The organism is Curvibacter lanceolatus ATCC 14669, from assembly GCF_000381265.1.
Classification (GTDB): Bacteria; Pseudomonadota; Gammaproteobacteria; order Burkholderiales; family Burkholderiaceae_C; genus Curvibacter; species Curvibacter lanceolatus.
Genome location: NZ_KB906261.1, coordinates 115,704 through 135,736, shown reverse-complemented (window position 1 = coordinate 135,736; position 20,033 = coordinate 115,704). Strand labels below are relative to the sequence as shown.

The window sequence follows — 20,033 nt, the reverse complement described above, 5'->3', positions numbered from 1 at the left end:
CCCCATGACGACCACCACGACCACCACCATCGACCCGGTGCTGCCTGACCCACAGTCCGCCATCGACCACGCCTTCATGCAACTGGCCCTGGCCGAGGCCCGGCTGGCCGCGGCCGCCGGCGAGGTGCCGGTGGGCGCGGTGGTGGTCAAGGACGGGCGGGTGATCGGCCGGGGCCACAACCAGACCATTGCCCGCCACGACCCCAGTGCCCACGCCGAGATCGTGGCGCTGCGCGAGGCCGGTGCAGCCCTGGGCAATTACCGGCTCGACGGCTGCAGTCTGTACGTCACGCTGGAGCCCTGCGCCATGTGCAGCGGGGCCTTGCTGCAGGCCCGCCTGGCCCGCGTGGTGTTCGGTGCGGCCGAACCCAAGACCGGGGCGGCCGGCTCGGTGCTCAACCTGTTTGCCCAGGCCCGGCTCAACCACCAGACCACGGTGCAGGGCGGCGTGGCCGAACACGATTGCAGTGTGGCGCTGCAGCATTTCTTTCAGGCCCGGCGCACGGCCCAGCGCGAGCAGGCCAAGGCCGCCCACCCCTTGCGCGACGATGCCGTGCGCACACCCGACAGCGCCTTTGCCGAGCTGCCGGGCTACCCCTGGGCACCCCGTTACCTGAGCGATCTGCCCGCCCTGGCCGGCCTGCGCCTGCATTACCTCGACGAAGGGCCGGTGCAGGCGCCCATCACCTGGCTGTGCCTGCATGGCAACCCGGGCTGGAGCTACCTGTACCGCCACATGCTGCCCGTGTGGCTGGCGGCCGGCCACCGCGTGGTGGCCCCCGACATGCCGGGCTTTGGGCGCAGCGACAAGCCCAAGAAGCCGGCGGCCCACGGCTTCGAATGGCATCGGCAGGTGCTGCTGGAGCTGGTGCAGCGCCTGGATTTGCAACGCGTGGTGCTGGTGGTGCAGGACTGGGGCGGCATCCTGGGCTTGACCCTGCCCATGGCCGAGCCCGAGCGCTACCAGGGTCTGCTGGCCATGAACACGCTGCTGGCCACTGGCGAAGAGCCCCTTTCCAAAGGCTTTTTGGCCTGGCGCGAGATGTGCCGCAGCAAGCCCTTGTTCGATGTGGGGCGCCTGATGGCGCGTGCCGTGCCCAGCCTCAGCGCAGCGGAGTGCGCGGCTTACAACGCCCCGTTTCCCGATCGTGGCCACCGCGCCGCGCTGCAGGCCTTTCCGCCCATGGTGCCCGAGCACCCGGACTCCGCCGGGGCCGCCTTGTCGCGCCAGGCGCGCGATTTCTGGCAGCAACAATGGGCAGGCCGCAGCCTGCTGGTGGTGGGGGCGGCCGACCCGGTGCTGGGCCTGCCGGTGATGCAGCGCCTGCGCCAACAGATACGTGACTGCCCGGAGCCCTGGGTGCTGCCCGAGGCCGGGCATTTCGTCCAAGAGCACGGCGAGCCGGTGGCCCGCCGGGCTGTGGAATACTTCAGGCCATGAACCCCGGTGGCTGCAGGCCACCGCCCAACCACGGAGCCGCGGCCCCCAGCCGGCGGACAAGCACTTTGTCAGACCACGACGATCACGACCACGCCGCCTGCGGCCACGACCACGGCCCCAAGCACATCTACATCTTCTCGCCTTCGAGCGCGGTGCGCGACAAGGCGGCCTTCCGCCGTGGTGTGGCCCGGCTGCGTGCCATGGGGCATGAGGTGGAGATCGACCCCGACGCGCTGGCCAGCCACACCCGCTTCGCCGGCGATGACGAAACCCGCCTGGCCGCCATCAGCCGGGCGGCCGCCAGCGGGGCCGACATCGCTCTGATCTCGCGCGGCGGCTATGGCTTGACGCGTCTGCTGCCCCAGCTGCCCTACAAAGCGATCGCCAAGGCCATCGAGCGTGGCACCGAGTTTGTCGGTATCAGCGATTTCACCGCCTTCCAGAACGCCGTTCTGGCCAAGACGGGCGCCATCACCTGGGCCGGGCCGGCCCTGGGGGCCGATCTGGGCACCGAAGAAGAGCCCGACGACATCATGCTGGCCTGCCTGGACGACCTGTTCAGCGGCCATGGCGAGGGTGCCGGCTGGGAGCTGCCACGCCCGCGCAAGGGCACGGCCGCCGCAGCCGCGGCGCCGGTGCAAAAGCCCTTCACGGTCAAGCAGGGCACGCTGTGGGGCGGCAACCTGGCGGTGCTGTCCAGCCTGATCGGCACCCCCTACCTGCCTGACATCAAGGGCGGGGTGCTGTTCTTCGAGGACATCGGCGAACACCCTTATCGCCTGGAGCGCTTGCTCACGCAGTGGCTGCACGCCGGCCTGCTGGCCCGTCAGAAGGCCATCGTGCTGGGCCAGTTCAACGAATACAAGCTCACCGCCCACGACAAGGGCTTCAAGCTGGACTCGGTGGTGCAATGGCTGCGCAGCCAGCTCAAGGTGCCGGTTCTGACCGGCCTGCCGCACGGTCATGTGCCCACCAAGGTGTTGCTGCCGGTGGGGGCACCCGTGTCACTGTCGGTGGACGAGCGCGACGCCCTGCTGTTCTGGGGCCACCTGCGCTGAAATCGGGTCACCAGGCCCGGCCAGCACCTCGGTGACAAGGGCGACCGACCGGGTCGGGCAGGGCGCTGCATAATCGCCGCTCGCTGCAGGGCCTGTCCTGCGCCAAGGAGACCAGGTTGAAGAACTACGCATCGCATTACATCAACGGCCAATGGGTGGCCGCGCACAGCGCCGACCGCTTTCCCGTGCACGACTCCAGCACCGAAGAGGTGTTTGCCTGCGTGCCCGCAGGCGACGCCGATGAGGCCGCCAATGCGGTGCTTGCGGCCCGTGCGGCGTTTGAGGCCTGGTCTGCCACGCCGGTGGAGACCCGGGCTGCGCTGCTCGACAAGGTGTCTGCCGGCCTCAAGGCCCGCACCGACGAACTGGCCCTGACCATCGCCCGCGAAGTGGGCATGCCGCTCAAGCTGGCCCGTGCCATCCAGGTGGGCGGCCCCACCTGGGGCTGGGGCCATTTCGCCAAGGTGGCCCGGGGTTTCGCGTGGGAGCAGCAGGTGGGCAACTCGCGCGTGCTGCGCGAGCCCATCGGCGTGGTGGCCTGTATCACGCCCTGGAACTTCCCGCTCAACCAGATCACGCTCAAGGTGGCGGCGGCCCTGGCGGCCGGCTGCACGGTGGTGCTCAAGCCCAGCGAAATTGCCCCCGTGAACGCCATGATTCTGGCCGAGATCCTCCATGAGGCGGGCTTCCCGCCCGGGGTGTTCAACCTGGTGAACGGTGCCGGCCCGGTGGTGGGCGAGGTGCTGGCCAGCCACCCTGAGGTCGACATGGTGAGCTTCACCGGCTCCACCCGGGCCGGCAAGCGGGTGGCCGAGCTGGCGGCCCACAGCGTCAAGCGCGTGGCGCTGGAGCTGGGGGGCAAGTCGGCCAGCGTGGTGCTGCCCGATGCCGATTTTCCGGCCGCCATCAAGGGCAGCGTGTCGGCCTGCCTGCTCAACAGCGGCCAGACCTGCTCGGCCCACACCCGGCTGCTGGTACCCGAAGACCGTTACGACGAGGTCAAGGCGCTGGCCCAGGCGGCGATCGCCCGTTTTGCCATCGGCCCCAGCCTGGACGAAGCCAGCAAGCTGGGCCCTTTGATCAGCGCGGCCCAGCGCGACCGGGTGCTGGGCTTCATCGAGCAAGGCCTGCGCGAGGGGGCTGAACTGGTGGCCGGCGGGCCGGAACGGCCAGCCTTCGACAAGGGGTATTTCGTTCAACCCACCATCCTGCGGGTGAAGCCTGAGGACACCCTGGCCCGTGAGGAGATCTTCGGCCCGGTGCTGGTCATCATCACCTACCGCGATGAAGAAGAAGCCATCCGCATTGCCAACGACACCCTCTATGGCCTGGGCGGCGGCGTCTGGAGTGCTGACGAAGCCCATGCCGTGGCCGTGGCCCGGCGCATCCGCACCGGGCAGATCGACATCAACGGGGGGCCTTTCAACCCCCAGGCCCCGTTCGGGGGTTACAAGCAATCGGGCAATGGGCGTGAGAACGGCATCTACGGCTTCGAGGAGTTCCTGGAGTACAAGGCGCTGCAGTTCCAGCCGGCTTGATGCCTGGGCCCCGTCTCTGACACCTTGCACGAAAGACCGCCATGACTGAAGACCGCCATGTTTACGAACCGGCCCAGGGCCATGGCCTGCCGCACGACCCTTTCAACGCCATCGTGGGGCCGCGCCCCATCGGCTGGATCTCCACCTGCTCGGCAGACGGGGCGCTGAACCTGGCGCCTTACAGCTTTTTCAACGCCTTCAATTACGTGCCGCCCATCGTGGGCTTTGCCAGCATTGGCTACAAGGACACGGTGCGCAACATCGAGCAGACCGGCGAATTTGTCTGGAACCTGGTGAACCGGCCGCTGGTCGAGCCCATGAACCAGAGCTGCGCCGCGGTGCCGCCCGAGGTCAGCGAGTTCGAACTCACCGGGCTGACGCCGCTGCCCTCGCGCATCGTGAAGCCCCCGCGCGTGGGTGAAAGCCCGGTCAACTTCGAATGCCGCCTGACCCAGCTGATCCAGCTCCAGACCGCCGCCCATGAGGCCGTGCCCACCTGGCTGGTGCTGGGCGAGGTGGTGGCGGTGCACATCGAACGCAGGCTGCTGCGCGACGGCGTCTTTGACACCGCCGCAGCCGGCCCCGTGCTGCGCGGCGGTGGCCCGGCCGATTACTTCAGCGTCGGGCCTGAGCAGCTGTTCAAGCTGTACCGACCGCGCTGAGCGTGGGCGCGAACGTGGGCGCAGAAGACGACACCCCAGGCCCGGTCCAGCCAGCCCCGGGCTCGCTGGTGCGCGAAGACGAGGTGGAGTTCACAGCCATCCGGGCCCAGGGCGCGGGGGGGCAGAACGTCAACAAGGTGTCCAGCGCGGTGCACCTGCGCTACAGCATTCCGGATGCGTCCCTGCCCGACGATCTGAAGGAGCGGCTGCTGGGGCTGCGCGACCACCGCATCACTGCCGAAGGGGTGGTGGTGATCAAGGCCCAGACCCAGCGCAGCCAGGAGCAGAACCGCCTGGAGGCCCTGCAGCGTTTGCAGGCACTGATCGACTCGGTGGCTGTTCCCCCCAAAACACGGCGCCCGACCAAGCCCACCCGGGGCTCACGGCTTCGGCGCTTGCAGGAGAAAAACCAGCGTGGGCTGGTGAAGCAGCAACGCAGCCGTCCGCGGGATGAAGGCCACGGTTGAGTCTGTTGTTCGCAGGCCGCAACGGCTGAGATCAAAGCTGCAATTGGCATCCGGGGTGGATGGATGTTGCCGGTTTCGATTTATCATCCGCGCAAGGGAGAAAATATGAAACAAATTGTTCCACCCTTGCGATCCAGCCAAGCCCACCGTCAATGGCAGATTGCACGTGTTCTGATCGTATTGGGCTTGGCGGCTGCCTGGGGCCACTTGGCTGGCCATGCGATGGGCCTCAGCAACCAAAGTGCGTCCGCGCTCACCCCGATCAGCATCCTGGCGCTGGTCGCCGGTTTTGCGCTGGCCGCCGTGACCCGCCAGGAACTGAAGGCCTGCCAGGCCGAGCAGGGTTTGTGGGCCCCTCAGCAATCCGCGATGGACAACCCGGTCCATGCGGCTGACGCAACGCGCAGGCTGCAGTTGATTCACGGCAGCCGGAGCGCCGATCCCCAGCATTGAACCCCTGGCCTTTGGCCAGGCTACACGGGCTGGATGAAGTCGCCCGCCACACAATGCCTGTGTCGGGCGGTTCAACTGCGACAATCCAGGGCTTGACGACGCATTTTTCGCGCGTGCTGCCCATGATCCCCATCAAAACCGAATCCGCCTGGCGTGGCACCTCCGACTGCCGTGCCTGCGCCGTGCGCGACATGGCACTGTTTGCCGAACTCGATGAGCGCGACTTCGCTCAGATCCATGCCCCGATCGATGACCTCGAATACAAGGCGGGTGAGTCCTTGTATTCGGAGGGGCAGGGTGCCCAGGGCGTTCTCACCCTGCGCAAAGGGCTGTTGAAACTGGTTCGCCTCACGGCCGACGGGCGCCAGCGCATCGTGCGTGTGGTGCGGCCCGGCGATGTCGCCGGTCTGGAAGCCTTGGTAACACGCCGTTACGACAGCGAAGCCGTGGCGCTCTCGGATGTGCTTGTGTGCCGGATACCGCTGACGGTCTTGCAAGGCCTGGCCACCCACAGCCCACGCCTGCATGGTGCCCTGATGGGCAAATGGCAAGGGGCCCTGAAAGCGGCGGACGATTGGTTGGCCGAACTCAATTTCGGCTCGGCCCGCCAGCGTGTCAGCCACTTGGTGCGCAAAATGCAGTCCGTTGAGCAGCCTGACGAGGTGCTGCTGTTCCGGCGCGAAGACATGGGCGCCATGCTGGACTTGAAGCTGGAGACGGTCAGCCGCGAGGTCAGCGCCCTGGTCCGCGATGGCATTCTCGAGCCCCTGGACCGGCTCGGGCGGCGCTACCGGCTGCTGGACGACGCGGGCCTGCAGGCCTTGCAGCAGGGCGACTGAAGGCCGCGTGGCGGTCTCAGTCTTCCTGTGGGGGCTTGACGATCAGCACCGGCACGGGCGAAGCCTGCAGCAGGTCGTGCGACACCGAACCCTCCAGCACGGTGCGCAGCAGGCTCTTGCCATGCCCGCCCATCACCACCATGGCGCAGCGCTTGAGCTCGATCAGATCGAGCAGGGCCGGCACCGGGTCGCCGGTCACCACCTCGGTGTGGTGGGGCACACCGGCCGCATGCAGCAAGGCCTGGGCCTTTTCCAGGGCATGGCTGCCGGCGGCGGTGCTGATCTGCTCGATCACCTCGGGGTTGGGTGCCTTGACCAGTTCGTACAAGGTCGCCGGGGATTGCACATTGGCCAGCAGCAGATGGGCCTGCAGGCCGTCGTGGGCCATTCGAATGGCAAAGCGGACGGCGTCCAGAGACAAATCGGTTCCGTCGATGGGCACGAGGATGTGCATGAGGATTCCTTTCAACAACCGGCTGCCACGGTGCGGCAACCCTGCGAAATCAATATACCTCTGGCAGCAGACAACTGGATGTCCATGGCCCCGGGTGGGGGGCTTCGTGGCGGCCTCTCTTGACGCAGGTCAGGATTTGCCGGCGCCCGAGCGGGCTCAGTGCAGGGGCTTGGCTTCGGGCCGCGTGCGGTAGAAGGTCAGCGGCTCGGCCTTGGCCTGGTTCAGCACCGAGCGTTTGATCTTGCCCACCACGTGCATCTCGCAGGGTTTGCAGTCAAAGCGCAGGGTGAGTTTCTCTTTGCCGTTGATCAGGGTGAGGGGCTCGGCCCGCACCGTGCCCTGCACGCCGGTCACGCCCTTGGCCTGCTTGGGGCACAGGCTCATCGAGAAGCGCACGCAGTGCTTGGTGATCATCAGCGACACCTCGCCTTCCTCTTCATGGCTCTCGTAGGCGGCGGCGATCACCTTCACGCCGTGCCGCGCGTAAAAGGCCCGGGCCCGGTCGTTGAAGACATTGGCCAGGTAGCTGAGGGTGTCTTCGGGGTAGTTCACCGGTGGCTGCACCGCCTGGCCCCGCTGGGGGCGCTGGTAGGCGGCGGCGCGGGCGGCCTCCAGGGCCGCAATGGCGTCGCGGCGCAGGGGGTTGAGCACCGAGGCTGGCACAAACCAGGGCTGGCTCAAGGCCACGCTCACGTCGATGGGCTCGAACACCGTGGCGCCGAACTTGCCCAGGTGCTCGCGCAGGCTGGCCTCGTTGCGCTGCGCGTCGCGGGCCGGCTCATGCGGGTGCTGCAGCCGGGCGCTGCCCTGGTGACCATCCTCATCGGTGAGTTGCAGCTCGAAGCCGTCTGGGGTGTCTTGCAGGGCGGCCCAGACCCCGATGCGGCGTTCGCTGGACTTCTTCTCCAGCAGGCGCACCCAGTCCATGTCGCGGTTGCGGTTGATCTCAGTGCCGCGGCGCAGGTCCTTGAAACCCTCCATGGGGTCTTTGGGGAAGACACGCCAATGCCCCACCTTGCCGGCCGAGGCCGGCTCGGCCCGGTTGATGGCCACACCGACCAGCTCTTTTTGCAGGTCGTAGTAGCACAGGCCGTCGCCGTTGTGCAGCACCGTGGCGGGGCTGCTGGTTTCCAGTTCGATCCAGTTGGGGCCCACCTGGGTCACCCAGCCGATGGCCTGGCCGGGGTTCTTGGGGGTGTCGAAGGCGCCGATGTCGTCCTGGCGGCCGTTGACGAAGTAGTCGGTGAACTCGCGGTTGAAGTTCTGGTTGGGGTCGGGGGTGAAGGTGAAGCGGGTGCGCCCGCTGGAGGCTCGGGCCAGCGGCGGGCGCGCCGGGTCATAAGAGCCTTCACGCGACTCGATCACCTCGTCGATCAGGCGCCGGTAGTGCGCGGTGATGTTCTTCACATAGGCCATGTCCTTGTACCGGCCCTCGATCTTGAAGCTGCGCACGCCGGCGTCGATCAAGGCCTCCAGGTTGTCGGACTGGTTGTTGTCCTTCATCGACAGCACATGCTTGTCGTGCGCCACAAAGCGGCCCTGGCTGTCGGTCACCTGGTAGGGCAGGCGGCAGGCCTGCGAGCAGTCGCCCCGGTTGGCGCTGCGCCCGGTGTGGGCATGGCTGATGTAGCACTGGCCGCTGTAGGCCACGCACAGGGCGCCGTGCACAAAAAACTCCAGCTGGCAGCGGTTCGGGTCCAGGCCCTGGTGGATGTCGCGGATCTGCTCCAGCGTCAGCTCGCGGGCCAGCACGATCTGCGAAAAGCCCACGTCCTGCATGAAGCGCGCCTTCTCCACACTGCGGATGTCGGTCTGGGTGCTGGCGTGCAGCTGGATCGGGGGCAGGTCGATCTCCAGCAGGCCCATGTCCTGCACGATCAGCACGTCGGCACCGGCGTTGTAGACATCCCAGGCCATCTGGCGCGCAGGCTCCAGCTCGTCATCGCGCAAGATGGTGTTGAGCGTGATGAAGATGCGGCTGCCAAAGCGGTGGGCATGCTTGCACAGGCGTTCGATGTCACGGATGTCGTTGCCGGCCGAGGCCCGGGCACCAAAACCGGGGCCACCGATGTAGACGGCGTCGGCGCCATGGTTGATGGCTTCGATGCCGATCTCGGCATCGCGTGCCGGGGCCAGAAGCTCGATTTGGTGGTTGAGCAAAGACATGGGGTGGGCGCACCGGCGGCGGCCGGTCAGGCTGGACAGGAGGAGGGCGGATTTTAGCGGGCCCGCACGGCTTGTGCCGCACGGGAGCCCGCATCCACCCCTCTACACTCGGGCACATGAGCAAGATTTCGGCACGTTTCGACTCAATTGACGCCCTGCGGGCGCTGGCCATGCTGTGGATGACGGCCTATCACTTCTGCTTCGACCTCAACCACCTGGGCTGGCTGCACCAGAACTTCTTTCAGGACCCGTTCTGGACCGTGCAGCGCACCCTGATCGTCAGCCTGTTCCTGCTGTGCGCCGGCCTGGGGCAATCGGTGGCCCTGGCCCAGGGGCAGGGCTGGCCCCGGTTCTGGCGGCGCTGGGCCCAGGTGGCGGGCTGCGCCCTGGCGGTCAGCGCGGGTTCGTACCTGATGTTTCCCAACAGCTTCATCTACTTCGGCGTGCTGCACGGCCTGGCCGTGATGCTGATCCTGGCCCGGCTCAGCGCCGGCTGGGGGCGCTGGCTGTGGCCCGCCGGCGCCCTGGCCCTGGCAGCGGCCTGGGCCGCGCCGATGCTGCACCAGGCCTGGCCTGCCTTGTCGGTGCTCGATGGGCCCGCCTTCAACTGGCTGGGCCTGATCGGCCACAAGCCGGTGACGGAAGACTATGTGCCGGTGCTGCCCTGGCTGGGCGTGATGTGGTGGGGCCTGGCGGCCGGCCAATGGCTGATGCGGGTGCAACCTGCCTGGCTGACCCGGCCCCTGCCGCTGTGGGGGCGTCGGCTGGCCCCCTTGGGCCGCATCAGCCTGAGTTGGTACATGCTGCACCAGCCCGTGCTGCTGGGCGCGCTGATGGCCTGGCGCTGGGCCTTTGGCCAGTGATCAAGGCACGAACGGGCAACAAAAAAGCGGCCTGAGCCGCTTTTTTGGGGAGGGCGACCGGGGTCTTACTCGACCTTGGCCTTGGCGCGCAGGTCTTCCTGGAACTTGGCCAGGCGTTGCTGCTGCAGTTGCTGGGCGATCTGCGGCTTGACTTCGTCCAGCTTGGGCAGTTGAGCCTGGCGCACGTCGTCCAGGCGGATCACGTGCCAGCCGAACTGGCTTTGCACCGGGGTGTCGGTGGTCTGGCCCTTGTTGAGCTTGACCAGGGCTTCGGTGAATTCCTTCACGTAGCTGCCGGGGTTGGCCCAGTCGAGGTCGCCACCCTTGGCGCCCGAACCCGGGTCCTTGGATTGCTTCTTGGCGATGTCTTCGAACTTGGCACCCTTCTTCAGGCGGGCGATGATGTCCTTGGCTTCGCTTTCCTTCTCGACCAGGATGTGGCGGGCCTTGTATTCCTTGCCACCGTTGGCCGCGGCGAACTTGTCGTATTCCGCCTTGATTTCCTCGTCGGTGACGGGGTTCTTCTTCTGGAAGTCTGCGAACAGTTCGCGGATCAGGATGGTCTGGCGGGCCAGCTCGAGTTGGGTCTTGAAGTCTTCGGTGGCGTCCAGCCCCAGCTTCTGGGCTTCCTGCATGAAGATTTCGCGGGCAATCACTTCGTCCTTGATCTGGCCTTCCAGTTCAGGGGTGACCGGGCGGCCGGAGCGGGCCACTTGCTGGGCCAGGGCTTCAGCGCGGGCCTTGGGCACTGCCTTGCCATTCACGATGGCAATGTTTTGTGCCGAGACCGGTAGGGCCAGCGTGACGGCAATGGCAGCAGCAGCAATGCTGCCCAGAGACAGTTTCTTCATCCTTGTTCCTCAGAAAATCCGGAGATGTTGGGGCCTTGGGGCCTGATGGATAGACAAGCCTGGTGGGCGTTAAAGCAAATAAGGCGTTTAAAGCACTTCGATGGCCAGAGCATGCAGGCCCTGGTCCATGAAAACTCGCAGCGAATCATACACAAGCCTGTGCTGGGCCACGCGTGAACGGCCCGTAAACAAAGGCGAGCCGATGCGCACCCTGAAATGGGTGCCGGAGCCGCTGCCGTTGGCGCCCGCATGGCCGGCATGGGCTGCGCTTTCATCCAGTACTTCGAGGGTGTGGGTCTGCAAGGCCACACGCAAGGTGTCGGCAATGGCCTGGGCGGTGACGGCCTGTTCGGTCATGAGGGGTCCTTGGCGTCGTCGGTCTTCATGTAGCGCGACAGCACCAGGGCTTGCGCGATCACAAACACAAACATCAGGCCCATGCCGCCGAACAGCTTGAAATTGACCCAGGTGTCGGTGTCATAGTTGAAGGCCACCCACAGGTTCAGGCAACCCATCACGGCGAAAAAGCCCACCCAGCTCCATTGTGTGAGGCGCCAGGCGTCTTCGGGCAGGTCCATCTGGGCACCCATCAGGCTTTTGAGCAGGTTCTTCTTGAACACCAACTGCCCGATCAGCAGGGCCGAGCCCATCAGCCAGTACAGAACGGTGGGCTTCCACTTGATGAAGGTGTCGTTGTGCGAGATCAGCGTGGCGCCACCGAACAGCACGATCACGCCCAGGCTGATCCACTGCATGGGTTCGACCTTGCCGGTCTTGTAGCGCAGGTAGCCGATCTGCAGGACGGTGGCCACGATGGCGATGGCCGTGGCCGCATAGATGCCAGCGAACTTGAAAGCTGCAAAAAACAGCAGGATCGGGAAAAAGTCGAGAAGCAGCTTCATGCTTTGGGTTCGAAGTTGAGCGAGGCCGAGTTCATGCAATACCTCAGACCGGTCGGGGCCGGGCCGTCTTCAAAGACATGGCCCAGGTGAGCCCCGCATTGTGCACAAACTGTCTCGGTGCGGACCATGCCGTGGCTGCGGTCCACGATTTCACGGATGGCGCCGGGCAGGGCCGACTGCCAGAAGCTGGGCCAGCCGCAGCCCGCGTCGAACTTGGTATCCGAGTCGAACAGCTTCTGGCCACAGCACATGCAGTGGTAGGTGCCGGGGGCCCAGTGGCTCTCGTACTTGCCCGTGAAGGGCCGTTCCGTGGCCGCCCGGCGGGTGATCTGGAAGGCGCCCGGTTCGGCACCCTTGGCGGCCAGCTCGGCCTGCCATTCGGCATCGGTTTTTTGGATGAGGGTCATGATGAACAGCTGATGGAGATGGAAGAAGCCCAATCGGGCGGGAAGTCGGCATAGGCCTCGTGGCCGGGGTGTTCGTCAAACGGGCGCTCCAGCAGGCGCAGCAAGGTGCTCACCTCGGACATGTCGCCCGCCTGCGCCCGGTCGATGGCTTGCTGGCCCAGGTGGTTGCGCAGCACGAACTTGGGGTTGCTGCGCAGCATCAGGGCCGCATCGGGGGCACCCCCTTCGGCCTGGGCCCGTGCCAGGTAGCCCGGCAGCCAGTCGTCAAAGGCGCGCCGGTCCAGGAACAGATCACGCACCGGTGCGTAGTCGGCGCTGGCGGCGGCTCCGCTCAGGCGCCGCCAGAAGATCGTGAAGTCGATGCGCTGCTGGGCCAGCAGGCGCAGCGTCGCGTCGATGCGTTCGCCGTCACCCGGTTGGGCCTGGTGCCAGCCCAGCTTGTCGCGCAGCCGGGCCTCGAAGGCGGCCGGGAACACCGTTTTGTACGATTCAAGCGCCGCCAAGGCCTCGTCCTGCTCGCCGATCAGCGGCAGCAGGGCCTGGGCCAGGCAAAACAGGTTCCAGTAGGCGATGTTGGGTTGGCGCTGGTGCGCGTAACGGCCCTGGCTGTCGCTGTGGTTGCAGATGTGCTCGGGGTCGAAGGTGTCCAGGAACTGGAAGGGCCCGTAGTCGATGGTCAGGCCCAGGATGCTCATGTTGTCGGTATTCATCACACCGTGGCAAAAGCCCACCGACTGCCACTGCGCCATCAGGCGGGCCGTGCGTTCGCTCACCTGCTCCAGGAGGGCGGCGTAGGGCTTGCCGGGCCAGCGGGGGTGCTCGCGGCATTCGGGCATGAAACGGTCGATGACGTGGTCGGCCAGGCTGCGCAGGGCGATCTGGTCATCGCGGGCCGCAAAGTGCTCGAAATGGCCGAACCGGATGAAGCTGGGCGCCGTGCGGGCCACCACGGCGGCGGTTTCGATGGTTTCGCGCCGCACCGGGGCGGGCGAGCCGGTCACGCTCAGGGCGCGCGAGGTGGGGATGCCCAGGCCGTGCATGGCCTCGCTGCACAGGAATTCACGGATGCTGGAGCGCAGCACGGCCCGCCCGTCGCCCATGCGGGAGTAGGGCGTGCGGCCGCTGCCCTTGAGCTGCAACTCGTCGCCCGAGGGGGTCTGGCCCAGCAGGATGGCGCGGCCGTCGCCCAGCTGCCCGGCCCAGACGCCGAACTGGTGGCCGCTGTAGACGCTGGCCAGCGGCTTCATGCCATCGAGCAACTGGTTGCCGGTGAGCACCTGCAGGGCCTCGTCCGAATCCAGCCAGCTGGGGGGCAGGCCCAGGCTGCGGGCGGCGGCTTCGCTGCGCCCCACCCACACCGGTGCGGGCAGGGGGCTGGGGTTCAGGTGGGTGAAGAAGGCGGAGCCCAGGGCGGTGAAGCGGCTGGACCAGTCGTGGGCGGTGTCCGCCGAGGCGGTCACAGAGGCTGAGTCGGTCATCGCAGCATTGTCCTGCAGGGGCAAACGCCTGTGCGTTGCAGGGGCATGGCTCAAACCGTGGGCTGCGGGGGCAGGGCGGACGTGTCTGCAATGTCCTCTGCACCGGCCAGATAGCGCCCCAGGGCCGCGTCGCAGCGGATCAGCACCCGCCCATGGTCCATGGCGATGATGCCGCGCGTGGCCAGCTCGCGCAGCACCCGGTTCACGGTCTGGCGCGATAGGCCGACCAGCTTGCCCAATTCCTCCTGGGTGACGTACAGCTGGCGGGTGCTGCGCCAGAACAGGCGGCTCAGGTGCAAGGCCACCCGGTACTCCGGGCTGCGCATGCGGCCGGTTTCGATCAGGGTCATGGCCTGGCCCAGGCGCATGTTCAGGTGCTGGGCCAGGTACTGGTTGAAGCCCAGGCTGGTGGCGTGCAGGTGCTGAAAACGCTCTTGCGGCAGGCACAGCAGCCAGGTGTCGCGCAGGGCCACCACGTTGTAGCGCCGCGGCTCGTTCTTGAGCGCCGAGCCTTCGCCAAACCACTCGCCGTCGGGCATGCCGATGAAAGCCGAGCGGCGCTGGCCCTGCGACTCGCTTTCCAGCAACACCAGCCCCGACAGCACGGCATACCAGCCATTGACCCGCTCCCCCTGCGGCAGCAGCACCTCGCCCTTGCGCGCCAGAAAGGTGTGGATGGAGGCCTGCAGCGCCTCCTGCTCGGCCGTGGGCAGGCCGTCATACCAGGGTTGGGCGGCCAGAAACTGCCGGGCCATGAGGTCGATACCGTGAAGCATGGCGCAATTGTGGGCCCTATGGGGACCGGTGGATTTGTCGTGCCGTCATTCGGGTTTGCCCTAGCGGCCTGTCAATGGCACGACACGGTTTGTGCCCGCGGCGGTGTGGCCTGACAGTGCGCGCAGTAACCGAAGGGACATGCGTGCACGGTGGGCCGCCATGGCAGTGCCAGAATCATTCTGAGGTGGCTGTGAATGGCACTGGTGCCAGCGTTGACTCATGTCAACAGTGCGCAGTCCCGATGGTTTAACTTGAACGATAGAAGCAACTTAAGGAGCCAACATGCTCGGTCTCATGCAGAGCCAACCCCTCTTGATTTCCACCCTGCTCGAGTTCGCGGATCGCCACCATGGCGATGGCGAAATCGTGTCGCGCCGGGTCGAGGGTGACATCCACCGCTACACCTACAAGGACCTTGCGACGCGCTCGCGCCAGGTGGCCAATGCGGTCGAAAAGCTGGGCCTGCAGTTCAGTGACCGCGTGGCCACCCTGGCCTGGAACGGTTACCGCCACCTGGAGCTGTACTACGGCGTGAGCGGCTCGGGCCGCGTGCTGCACACGGTCAACCCCCGCCTGCACCCCGACCAGATCGCCTGGATCATCAACCATGCCGACGACCAGGTGATGTGCTTCGACACCACCTTCCTGCCCCTGGTGCAGGCCGTGCATGCCCGCTGCCCCGGCATCAAGCTGTGGGTGGCGCTGTGCGATGCCGACAAGCTGCCCGCCGACACTGGCGTGCCCGGCCTGGTCAGCTACGAGGCCTGGATCGGCGCCCAGAGCAGCGACTACCACTGGCCCGAGTTCGACGAGAACACCGCCTCGAGCATGTGCTACACCAGCGGCACCACCGGCAACCCCAAGGCGGCCCTGTACAGCCACCGCTCCAGCGTGCTGCACGCCTACGCGGCCTCGCTGCCTGATGTGATGTGCCTGTCGGCCCGTGATTCAGTGTTGCCCGTGGTGCCCATGTTCCACGTGAATGCCTGGGGGCTGCCGTATTCGGCGGCCCTCACCGGTTGCAAGCTGGTGTTCCCGGGCCCGGCGCTGGACGGCAAGTCGGTCTACGAACTGATCGAGGCCGAGGGCGTCACCTTTGCCGCGGGCGTGCCCACGGTGTGGCAGATGCTGTTGGGCCACATGAAGCCCGGCGGCCTGCGCTTCAGCAAGCTCAACCGCACCGTGATCGGCGGCTCGGCCTGCCCGCCGGCCATGATCAACGCCTTCCAGGACGCGTACGGTGTGGAAGTGCTGCACGCCTGGGGCATGACCGAGATGTCGCCCCTGGGCACGCTGTGCACGCTCAAAAACAAGCACCTGGGCTTGCCCAAGGACGAGCAGATGAAGATCCGCATGAAGCAGGGGCGAGCGATCTTCGGGGTCGACATGAAGATTGTCGACGGGGATGGCGAAGAGCTGCCCTGGGACGGCCGCGCCTATGGCGACCTGCTGGTCAAGGGGCCCTGGATTTTGGGCGAGTACTACCGCAGCGAAGGCGCCAGCCCGCTGATCAAGGACAAGCAGGGCCGGGGCTGGTTCCCCACGGGCGACGTGGCCACCATCGATGCCGATGGTTTCATGCAGATCACCGACCGCAGCAAGGACGTGATCAAGTCGGGCGGTGAATGGATCAGCTCGATCGACATCGAGAACATCGCCATGGGCCACCCGGCCATCGCCATGGCGGCCTGCATCGGCATGCCCCACCCCAAGTGGGACGAGCGCCCGGTGGTGGCCGTGGTCAAGAAGCCCGGCGCCGAGGTGACGCGCGAGGAATTGCTGGCCTTCTACGAGGGCAAGACGGCGAAATGGCAGATCCCGGACGACGTCATTTTTGTCGAGGCCATCCCCATCGGTGCCACCGGCAAGATGCTGAAAACCCGGCTGCGCGACCAGCTCAAAGGCTACAAATTGCCCGGCCTGTGAGAGGGGCTATTTGAGCGGCGCAGGTGGCTGGCCGAATGGTTCAGTCGCCTGCGTGATAGATGCTAGGGGCATTCCCTGAGCGCTGCACTGCACAAAGACATTACGCTGAAAACATTCCAAACAGAACGGAGACAAAGCATGAAATTCGTGATGAAGACCGTGGTGGCCTCGACCCTGCTGGCCCTGGCCGGCGGCGCCTTTGCCCAACAGGGTGAAACCGTCAAGATCGCCTGGCTTGATCCCCTGTCGGGCCTGATGGCAGCCGTGGGCACCAACCAGCTCAAGAGCTTTCAGTTCCTGGCCGAAGAGTTCAACAAGAAGAATGCAGCCGGCGTGAAGTTCGAGATCATCGGCATCGACAACAAGCTCAGCCCCCAGGAAACCACCAGCGCCCTGCGCTCGGCCATCGACCAGGGTGCCCGCTATGTGACCCAGGGCAACGGCTCGGGCCCGGCCCTGGCCATCATCGATGCGCTGGAAAAGCACAATGCCCGCAACCCGGGCAAAGAGGTGCTGTACCTCAACTACGCAGCGGTCGACCCCGACCTGACCAACAGCAAGTGCAGCTACTGGCAGTACCGCTTTGATGCCGACACCTCGATGAAGATGGAGGCCCTGACCACCTGGATGAAGGACCAGGCCGACATCAAGAAGGTGTACCTGATCAACCAGAACTACTCGCACGGCCAACAGGTCTCGAAGTTCGCCAAGGCCAACCTGAGCCGCAAGCGCCCCGACATCCAGATCGTCGGCGACGACCTGCACCCGCTGGCCCAGGTGCGTGATTTCTCGCCCTACATCGCCAAGATCAAGCAGTCGGGCGCCGACACCGTGATCACCGGCAACTGGGGCTCCGACCTGGCCTTGCTGATCAAGGCCGCCAACGATTCGGGCCTGAACAACGTCAAGTTCCTGACCTACTACGCGGTCACCTCGGGCACGCCGACCGCGATGGGCGCCGCCTCGGCCGGCAAGATCTACCAGGTGAGCTACGCCCACTACAACATGGGCGGCGAGATCCAGAAGCTGGCTGACCAGTTCAAGGCCAAGTTCAACGACGACCTTTACACCACCGACATCTACACCGTGTTCGTGGCCCTCACCGAGGCCTTTGCCAAATCCAAGTCGACCGACCCGGTCAAGGTGGCCGCCACCCTGGAAGGCATGAAGTTCAAGAGCTTCAACGGCGAGGTCGAACTGCGCAAGACCGACCACCAACTGCAGCAGGGCCTCTACATCACCCGCTGGGAGAAGGCCGGCGGAAAGTACCCTTACTCGCCTGAAAACACCGGCTACACCCTGGTGCCCCTGAAGTTCTACGAACCCTATGTGGCCAGCACGCCCACATCGTGTGAAATGAAGCGACCCTGAGGCCCAGAACGTGTTGACGATCTCGCATGGGCCCATGGGAGATCGTTAACACGTTCTTAGATCTTGCGAGGCCCGACGCCGCTCGGGCCTTTTTTTTGACCCTGATGCAAAAGACTTTCAATGAATCTTGAGTTTTTCACCATCTCCATGCTCAACGGCATCAGCTACGGGCTGCTGCTGTTCATGCTGAGCTCTGGGCTGACGCTCATTTTCAGCATGATGGGCGTTCTGAACTTCGCCCACACGAGCTTCTACATGCTGGGGGCGTACTTCGCCTACACCATCTCGAAGGCCATCGGCTTCTGGCCGGCGCTGTTCGTGGCGCCGCTCGCCGTGGGCGCGCTGGGCTCGCTGTTCGAGCGTTACAGCCTGCGCCGGGTGCACAAGTTCGGTCACGTGCCTGAACTGCTGGTCACCTTCGGCCTGTCCTACCTGATCCTCGAAGTGGTGCAACTGGTCTGGGGCCGCTCCACCGTGCCTTATGGCCTGCCTGAGCAGCTGCAGGGCCCGCTGTTCACCCTGTACGGCACCCAGTTCCCCAAGTCACGCAGCTTCATCATGCTGGTGGCGCTGCTGATGCTGGCCTCGGTCTGGCTGCTGCTGACCCGCACCCGCATCGGGCTGGTGATCCAGGCCGCACTGACCCATCCCGAGATGGCCGAGGCCCTGGGCCACAACGTGCCACGTGTCTTCATGCTGGTGTTCGGCGGCGGTGCGGCCCTGGCCGGGCTGGCGGGCGTGATCGGCGGCAACACCTATGTCACCGAACCGGCCATGGCCGGCTCGGTGGGCTCCATCATCTTCGTGGTGGTGGTGGTGGGCGGCATGGGCTCGCTGGCGGGGGCCTTCCTAGCCTCGCTGCTGATCGGCGTGCTGCAGACCTTTGCGGTGGCGCTGGACTATTCGATGCTCACCGCGCTGGCCGGCCTGGGCGTGCAGGTCAGCGAAAGCTCGGCCCTGTATTCCGTGCTCAAGCTCACCATCTCGCAAGTGGCGCCCATCCTGCCCTACCTGCTGCTGGTGCTGATGCTGATCTTCCGGCCCAAGGGCCTGCTGGGCAAACGGGAGGATTGATCCATGAGCTCCAACAACATCCAAAGCTACGGCTTCAAGCCCCTGAACCTGGGGCGCATCGTGATCTGGGCGCTGTTCGCGCTGGCTCTGATCGTGGCCCCGCTGCTGTTCAAGAGCAGCCTGGCGCTGACCATGCTGTCGCAGATCGGCTACCTGATCATCATCTGCCTGAGCTACAACATGCTGCTCGGCCAAGGCGGCATGCTGAGCTTCGGCCACGCGGTCTACACCGGGCTGGGTTCGTTCATTGCCATCCACGCCATGAACATGGCCGGCAAGGGCATGAGCATCCCGGTGTCGCTGATCCCCATCGTGGGCGGCTTGGCAGGCATGGGTTTTGCCGCCTTGCTCGGCTGGGTGACCACCAAGAAATCGGGCACCACCTTCGCCATGATCACCATGGGCGTGGGTGAGCTGGTGGCCTCCATGGCCCTGATGCTGCCCGACTTCTTTGGCGGCGAAGGCGGCATCACCACCAACCGGGTGTATGGCCAGAGCTTCATGGGCATCAGCTTCGGGCCGCAGATCCAGGTCTACTACCTGATCGCGTTCTACTGCTTTGTCTGCACGGCAGCGATGTTCGCCTTCACGGGCACCCCGCTGGGGCGCATCCTGAACGCGGTGCGCGACAACCCCGAGCGGGTCGAGTTCATCGGCTACAACACCCAGCGCGTGCGCTACTTCGCCTTCATCATCGCGGGCTTCTTTGCCGGCGTGGGCGGCGGTCTGGCCACCATCAACTTCGAGATCGTCACCGGGGCCGACAGCCTCAGCGTGATCCGGTCGGGCGGCTATCTGCTGTTCACCTTCCTGGGCGGGGCCACCTTCTTCTTCGGGCCCATCATCGGCGCGGTGTTGCTGGTGTTCGCCTCGGTGCTGCTGTCCGAGCTGAGCAAGGCCTGGCTGCTGTACCTGGGGCTGGTGTTCCTGTTCATGGTGATGTATGCGCCCGGCGGCATTGCCAGCCTGGTGATGCTGAACGTGCGCCTGGCCCGATTCGGCCGACTCAAACCCCTGCTGAGCTGCTACCTGGGCATGGCCCTGACTGGCTTGGTGGTGGTGTTGGGGGCGGCTTCGATGATCGAGATGCTCTACCACCTGCAGCTCAACGCGGCCCTGGGCCCCGAGATGGAGTTCCTGCACCTGCGCGTGAATGCCGAAGCCACCGCCAGCTGGTTGTGCGCCGGGGCCGTGCTGGCCGTGGGCCTGGGTCTGTTCGAGCTGGTGCGGCGCCGCTTTGTGGCCCGCTGGCACCACATCCAGGAAGAAATCGAAAAAGAAATCAAGCGCACGGAGGCCCACTGAG

At 65.8% G+C, this 20,033-nt stretch carries 20 protein-coding genes; 12 read left to right on the top strand and 8 right to left on the bottom strand.

Going from position 1 to position 20,033, the window contains the following annotated elements:
- Positions 1-4 precede the first annotated feature (4 nt).
- The 7 genes from tadA to F624_RS0116980 all read left to right on the top strand — a co-directional run bounded on the left by tadA (position 5) and on the right by F624_RS0116980 (position 6,458).
- Entirely contained in the window at positions 5-1,441 is a 1,437-nt protein-coding gene (gene tadA, locus F624_RS0117010) for a tRNA adenosine(34) deaminase TadA (RefSeq protein ID WP_019575533.1), read from the top strand.
- Positions 1,442-1,506: 65 nt separating this feature from the next.
- Positions 1,507-2,499 carry an LD-carboxypeptidase gene (locus F624_RS0117005; RefSeq protein WP_019575532.1) on the top strand — a complete coding sequence of 331 codons (993 nt, stop codon included), beginning with the start codon at positions 1,507-1,509 and terminating at the stop codon, positions 2,497-2,499.
- A gap of 116 nt (positions 2,500-2,615) precedes the next feature.
- Entirely contained in the window at positions 2,616-4,037 is a 1,422-nt protein-coding gene (locus F624_RS0117000; protein ID WP_019575531.1) for an aldehyde dehydrogenase family protein, read from the top strand.
- A 41-nt stretch (positions 4,038-4,078) separates the two neighbouring features.
- Positions 4,079-4,699: a flavin reductase family protein gene (locus tag F624_RS0116995; protein WP_019575530.1), complete on the top strand. Its 621-nt coding sequence runs from the start codon at positions 4,079-4,081 to the stop codon at positions 4,697-4,699.
- A gap of 14 nt (positions 4,700-4,713) precedes the next feature.
- Positions 4,714-5,166, top strand: coding sequence for an alternative ribosome rescue aminoacyl-tRNA hydrolase ArfB (arfB, locus tag F624_RS0116990; protein WP_019575529.1), 453 nt, complete (start codon positions 4,714-4,716; stop codon positions 5,164-5,166).
- A gap of 63 nt (positions 5,167-5,229) precedes the next feature.
- Positions 5,230-5,619, top strand: a complete 390-nt coding sequence (locus F624_RS0116985; RefSeq protein ID WP_157443501.1) for a hypothetical protein — start codon at positions 5,230-5,232, stop codon at positions 5,617-5,619.
- A gap of 122 nt (positions 5,620-5,741) precedes the next feature.
- Positions 5,742-6,458 (top strand): Crp/Fnr family transcriptional regulator, encoded by a 717-nt coding sequence (locus F624_RS0116980; protein ID WP_031255319.1) that lies wholly within the window; start codon positions 5,742-5,744, stop codon positions 6,456-6,458.
- Positions 6,459-6,474: 16 nt separating this feature from the next.
- On the opposite strand, the gene F624_RS0116975 is transcribed toward F624_RS0116980, so the two are convergent.
- Complete coding sequence (locus tag F624_RS0116975) at positions 6,475-6,912, bottom strand: universal stress protein (RefSeq protein ID WP_019575526.1); 438 nt, start codon at positions 6,910-6,912, stop codon at positions 6,475-6,477.
- Positions 6,913-7,068: 156 nt separating this feature from the next.
- A complete protein-coding gene (locus tag F624_RS0116970; RefSeq protein WP_019575525.1) occupies positions 7,069-9,078 on the bottom strand; it encodes a peptidase U32 family protein in 2,010 nt (669 codons plus the stop codon).
- A 116-nt stretch (positions 9,079-9,194) separates the two neighbouring features.
- Here F624_RS0116970 and F624_RS0116965 point away from each other — a divergent pair, with 116 nt between their 5' ends.
- On the top strand, positions 9,195-9,941 hold the full coding sequence (locus tag F624_RS0116965) for an acetyltransferase domain-containing protein (protein WP_019575524.1): 747 nt from the start codon (positions 9,195-9,197) through the stop codon (positions 9,939-9,941).
- Between the two features lie 65 nt (positions 9,942-10,006).
- Here the strand turns inward: F624_RS0116965 and F624_RS0116960 are convergent, their stop codons facing one another.
- From F624_RS0116960 to F624_RS0116935, 6 genes are all read right to left on the bottom strand, one after another.
- Complete coding sequence (locus F624_RS0116960; RefSeq protein WP_019575523.1) at positions 10,007-10,792, bottom strand: peptidylprolyl isomerase; 786 nt, start codon at positions 10,790-10,792, stop codon at positions 10,007-10,009.
- Positions 10,793-10,879: 87 nt separating this feature from the next.
- Positions 10,880-11,149 carry a BolA family protein gene (locus tag F624_RS0116955; RefSeq protein WP_019575522.1) on the bottom strand — a complete coding sequence of 90 codons (270 nt, stop codon included), beginning with the start codon at positions 11,147-11,149 and terminating at the stop codon, positions 10,880-10,882.
- Positions 11,146-11,694 (bottom strand): septation protein A, encoded by a 549-nt coding sequence (locus F624_RS0116950; RefSeq protein WP_019575521.1) that lies wholly within the window; start codon positions 11,692-11,694, stop codon positions 11,146-11,148. Before F624_RS0116950 ends, F624_RS0116955 begins: the two co-directional genes overlap by 4 nt.
- Positions 11,691-12,101: a peptide-methionine (R)-S-oxide reductase MsrB gene (gene msrB / locus F624_RS0116945; RefSeq protein ID WP_019575520.1), complete on the bottom strand. Its 411-nt coding sequence runs from the start codon at positions 12,099-12,101 to the stop codon at positions 11,691-11,693. Before msrB ends, F624_RS0116950 begins: the two co-directional genes overlap by 4 nt.
- Positions 12,098-13,579, bottom strand: coding sequence for a protein adenylyltransferase SelO (locus F624_RS0116940; protein WP_031255317.1), 1,482 nt, complete (start codon positions 13,577-13,579; stop codon positions 12,098-12,100). The genes msrB and F624_RS0116940 overlap by 4 nt, the downstream gene beginning before the upstream one ends.
- A 50-nt stretch (positions 13,580-13,629) precedes the next feature.
- Positions 13,630-14,355, bottom strand: coding sequence for a Crp/Fnr family transcriptional regulator (locus F624_RS0116935; protein ID WP_051107439.1), 726 nt, complete (start codon positions 14,353-14,355; stop codon positions 13,630-13,632).
- A 283-nt stretch (positions 14,356-14,638) separates the two neighbouring features.
- Here F624_RS0116935 and F624_RS0116930 point away from each other — a divergent pair, with 283 nt between their 5' ends.
- The 4 genes from F624_RS0116930 (at position 14,639) to F624_RS0116915 (ending at position 20,032) form a co-directional block, all read left to right on the top strand.
- A complete protein-coding gene (locus F624_RS0116930; RefSeq protein ID WP_019575517.1) occupies positions 14,639-16,282 on the top strand; it encodes a 3-(methylthio)propionyl-CoA ligase in 1,644 nt (547 codons plus the stop codon).
- A 138-nt stretch (positions 16,283-16,420) separates the two neighbouring features.
- Positions 16,421-17,653, top strand: a complete 1,233-nt coding sequence (locus F624_RS0116925; protein WP_019575516.1) for a branched-chain amino acid ABC transporter substrate-binding protein — start codon at positions 16,421-16,423, stop codon at positions 17,651-17,653.
- 120 nt (positions 17,654-17,773) lie between these two features.
- Positions 17,774-18,727 (top strand): branched-chain amino acid ABC transporter permease, encoded by a 954-nt coding sequence (locus F624_RS0116920; RefSeq protein ID WP_019575515.1) that lies wholly within the window; start codon positions 17,774-17,776, stop codon positions 18,725-18,727.
- Positions 18,728-18,730: 3 nt separating this feature from the next.
- On the top strand, positions 18,731-20,032 hold the full coding sequence (locus F624_RS0116915; RefSeq protein ID WP_019575514.1) for a branched-chain amino acid ABC transporter permease: 1,302 nt from the start codon (positions 18,731-18,733) through the stop codon (positions 20,030-20,032).
- Position 20,033 lies beyond the last annotated feature (1 nt).

Excerpts from the sequence above, each read along its gene's own strand:
- F624_RS0116985 (WP_157443501.1), top strand. The coding sequence starts at position 5,230 with ATGTTGCCGGTTTCGATTTATCATCCGCGCAAGGGAGAAAATATGAAA.
- msrB (WP_019575520.1), bottom strand. The coding sequence starts at position 12,101 with ATGACCCTCATCCAAAAAACCGATGCCGAATGGCAGGCCGAGCTGGCC.
- F624_RS0116940 (WP_031255317.1), bottom strand. The coding sequence starts at position 13,579 with ATGACCGACTCAGCCTCTGTGACCGCCTCGGCGGACACCGCCCACGAC.
- F624_RS0116935 (WP_051107439.1), bottom strand. The coding sequence starts at position 14,355 with ATGCTTCACGGTATCGACCTCATGGCCCGGCAGTTTCTGGCCGCCCAA.
- F624_RS0116995 (WP_019575530.1), top strand. The coding sequence starts at position 4,079 with ATGACTGAAGACCGCCATGTTTACGAACCGGCCCAGGGCCATGGCCTG.
- F624_RS0116950 (WP_019575521.1), bottom strand. The coding sequence starts at position 11,694 with ATGAAGCTGCTTCTCGACTTTTTCCCGATCCTGCTGTTTTTTGCAGCT.
- F624_RS0116925 (WP_019575516.1), top strand. The coding sequence starts at position 16,421 with ATGAAATTCGTGATGAAGACCGTGGTGGCCTCGACCCTGCTGGCCCTG.
- F624_RS0116930 (WP_019575517.1), top strand. The coding sequence starts at position 14,639 with ATGCTCGGTCTCATGCAGAGCCAACCCCTCTTGATTTCCACCCTGCTC.
- F624_RS0116915 (WP_019575514.1), top strand. The coding sequence starts at position 18,731 with ATGAGCTCCAACAACATCCAAAGCTACGGCTTCAAGCCCCTGAACCTG.
- tadA (WP_019575533.1), top strand. The coding sequence starts at position 5 with ATGACGACCACCACGACCACCACCATCGACCCGGTGCTGCCTGACCCA.
- F624_RS0116960 (WP_019575523.1), bottom strand. The coding sequence starts at position 10,792 with ATGAAGAAACTGTCTCTGGGCAGCATTGCTGCTGCTGCCATTGCCGTC.
- F624_RS0116980 (WP_031255319.1), top strand. The coding sequence starts at position 5,742 with ATGATCCCCATCAAAACCGAATCCGCCTGGCGTGGCACCTCCGACTGC.
- F624_RS0116965 (WP_019575524.1), top strand. The coding sequence starts at position 9,195 with ATGAGCAAGATTTCGGCACGTTTCGACTCAATTGACGCCCTGCGGGCG.
- F624_RS0116975 (WP_019575526.1), bottom strand. The coding sequence starts at position 6,912 with ATGCACATCCTCGTGCCCATCGACGGAACCGATTTGTCTCTGGACGCC.
- F624_RS0116920 (WP_019575515.1), top strand. The coding sequence starts at position 17,774 with ATGAATCTTGAGTTTTTCACCATCTCCATGCTCAACGGCATCAGCTAC.
- F624_RS0116955 (WP_019575522.1), bottom strand. The coding sequence starts at position 11,149 with ATGACCGAACAGGCCGTCACCGCCCAGGCCATTGCCGACACCTTGCGT.
- F624_RS0116970 (WP_019575525.1), bottom strand. The coding sequence starts at position 9,078 with ATGTCTTTGCTCAACCACCAAATCGAGCTTCTGGCCCCGGCACGCGAT.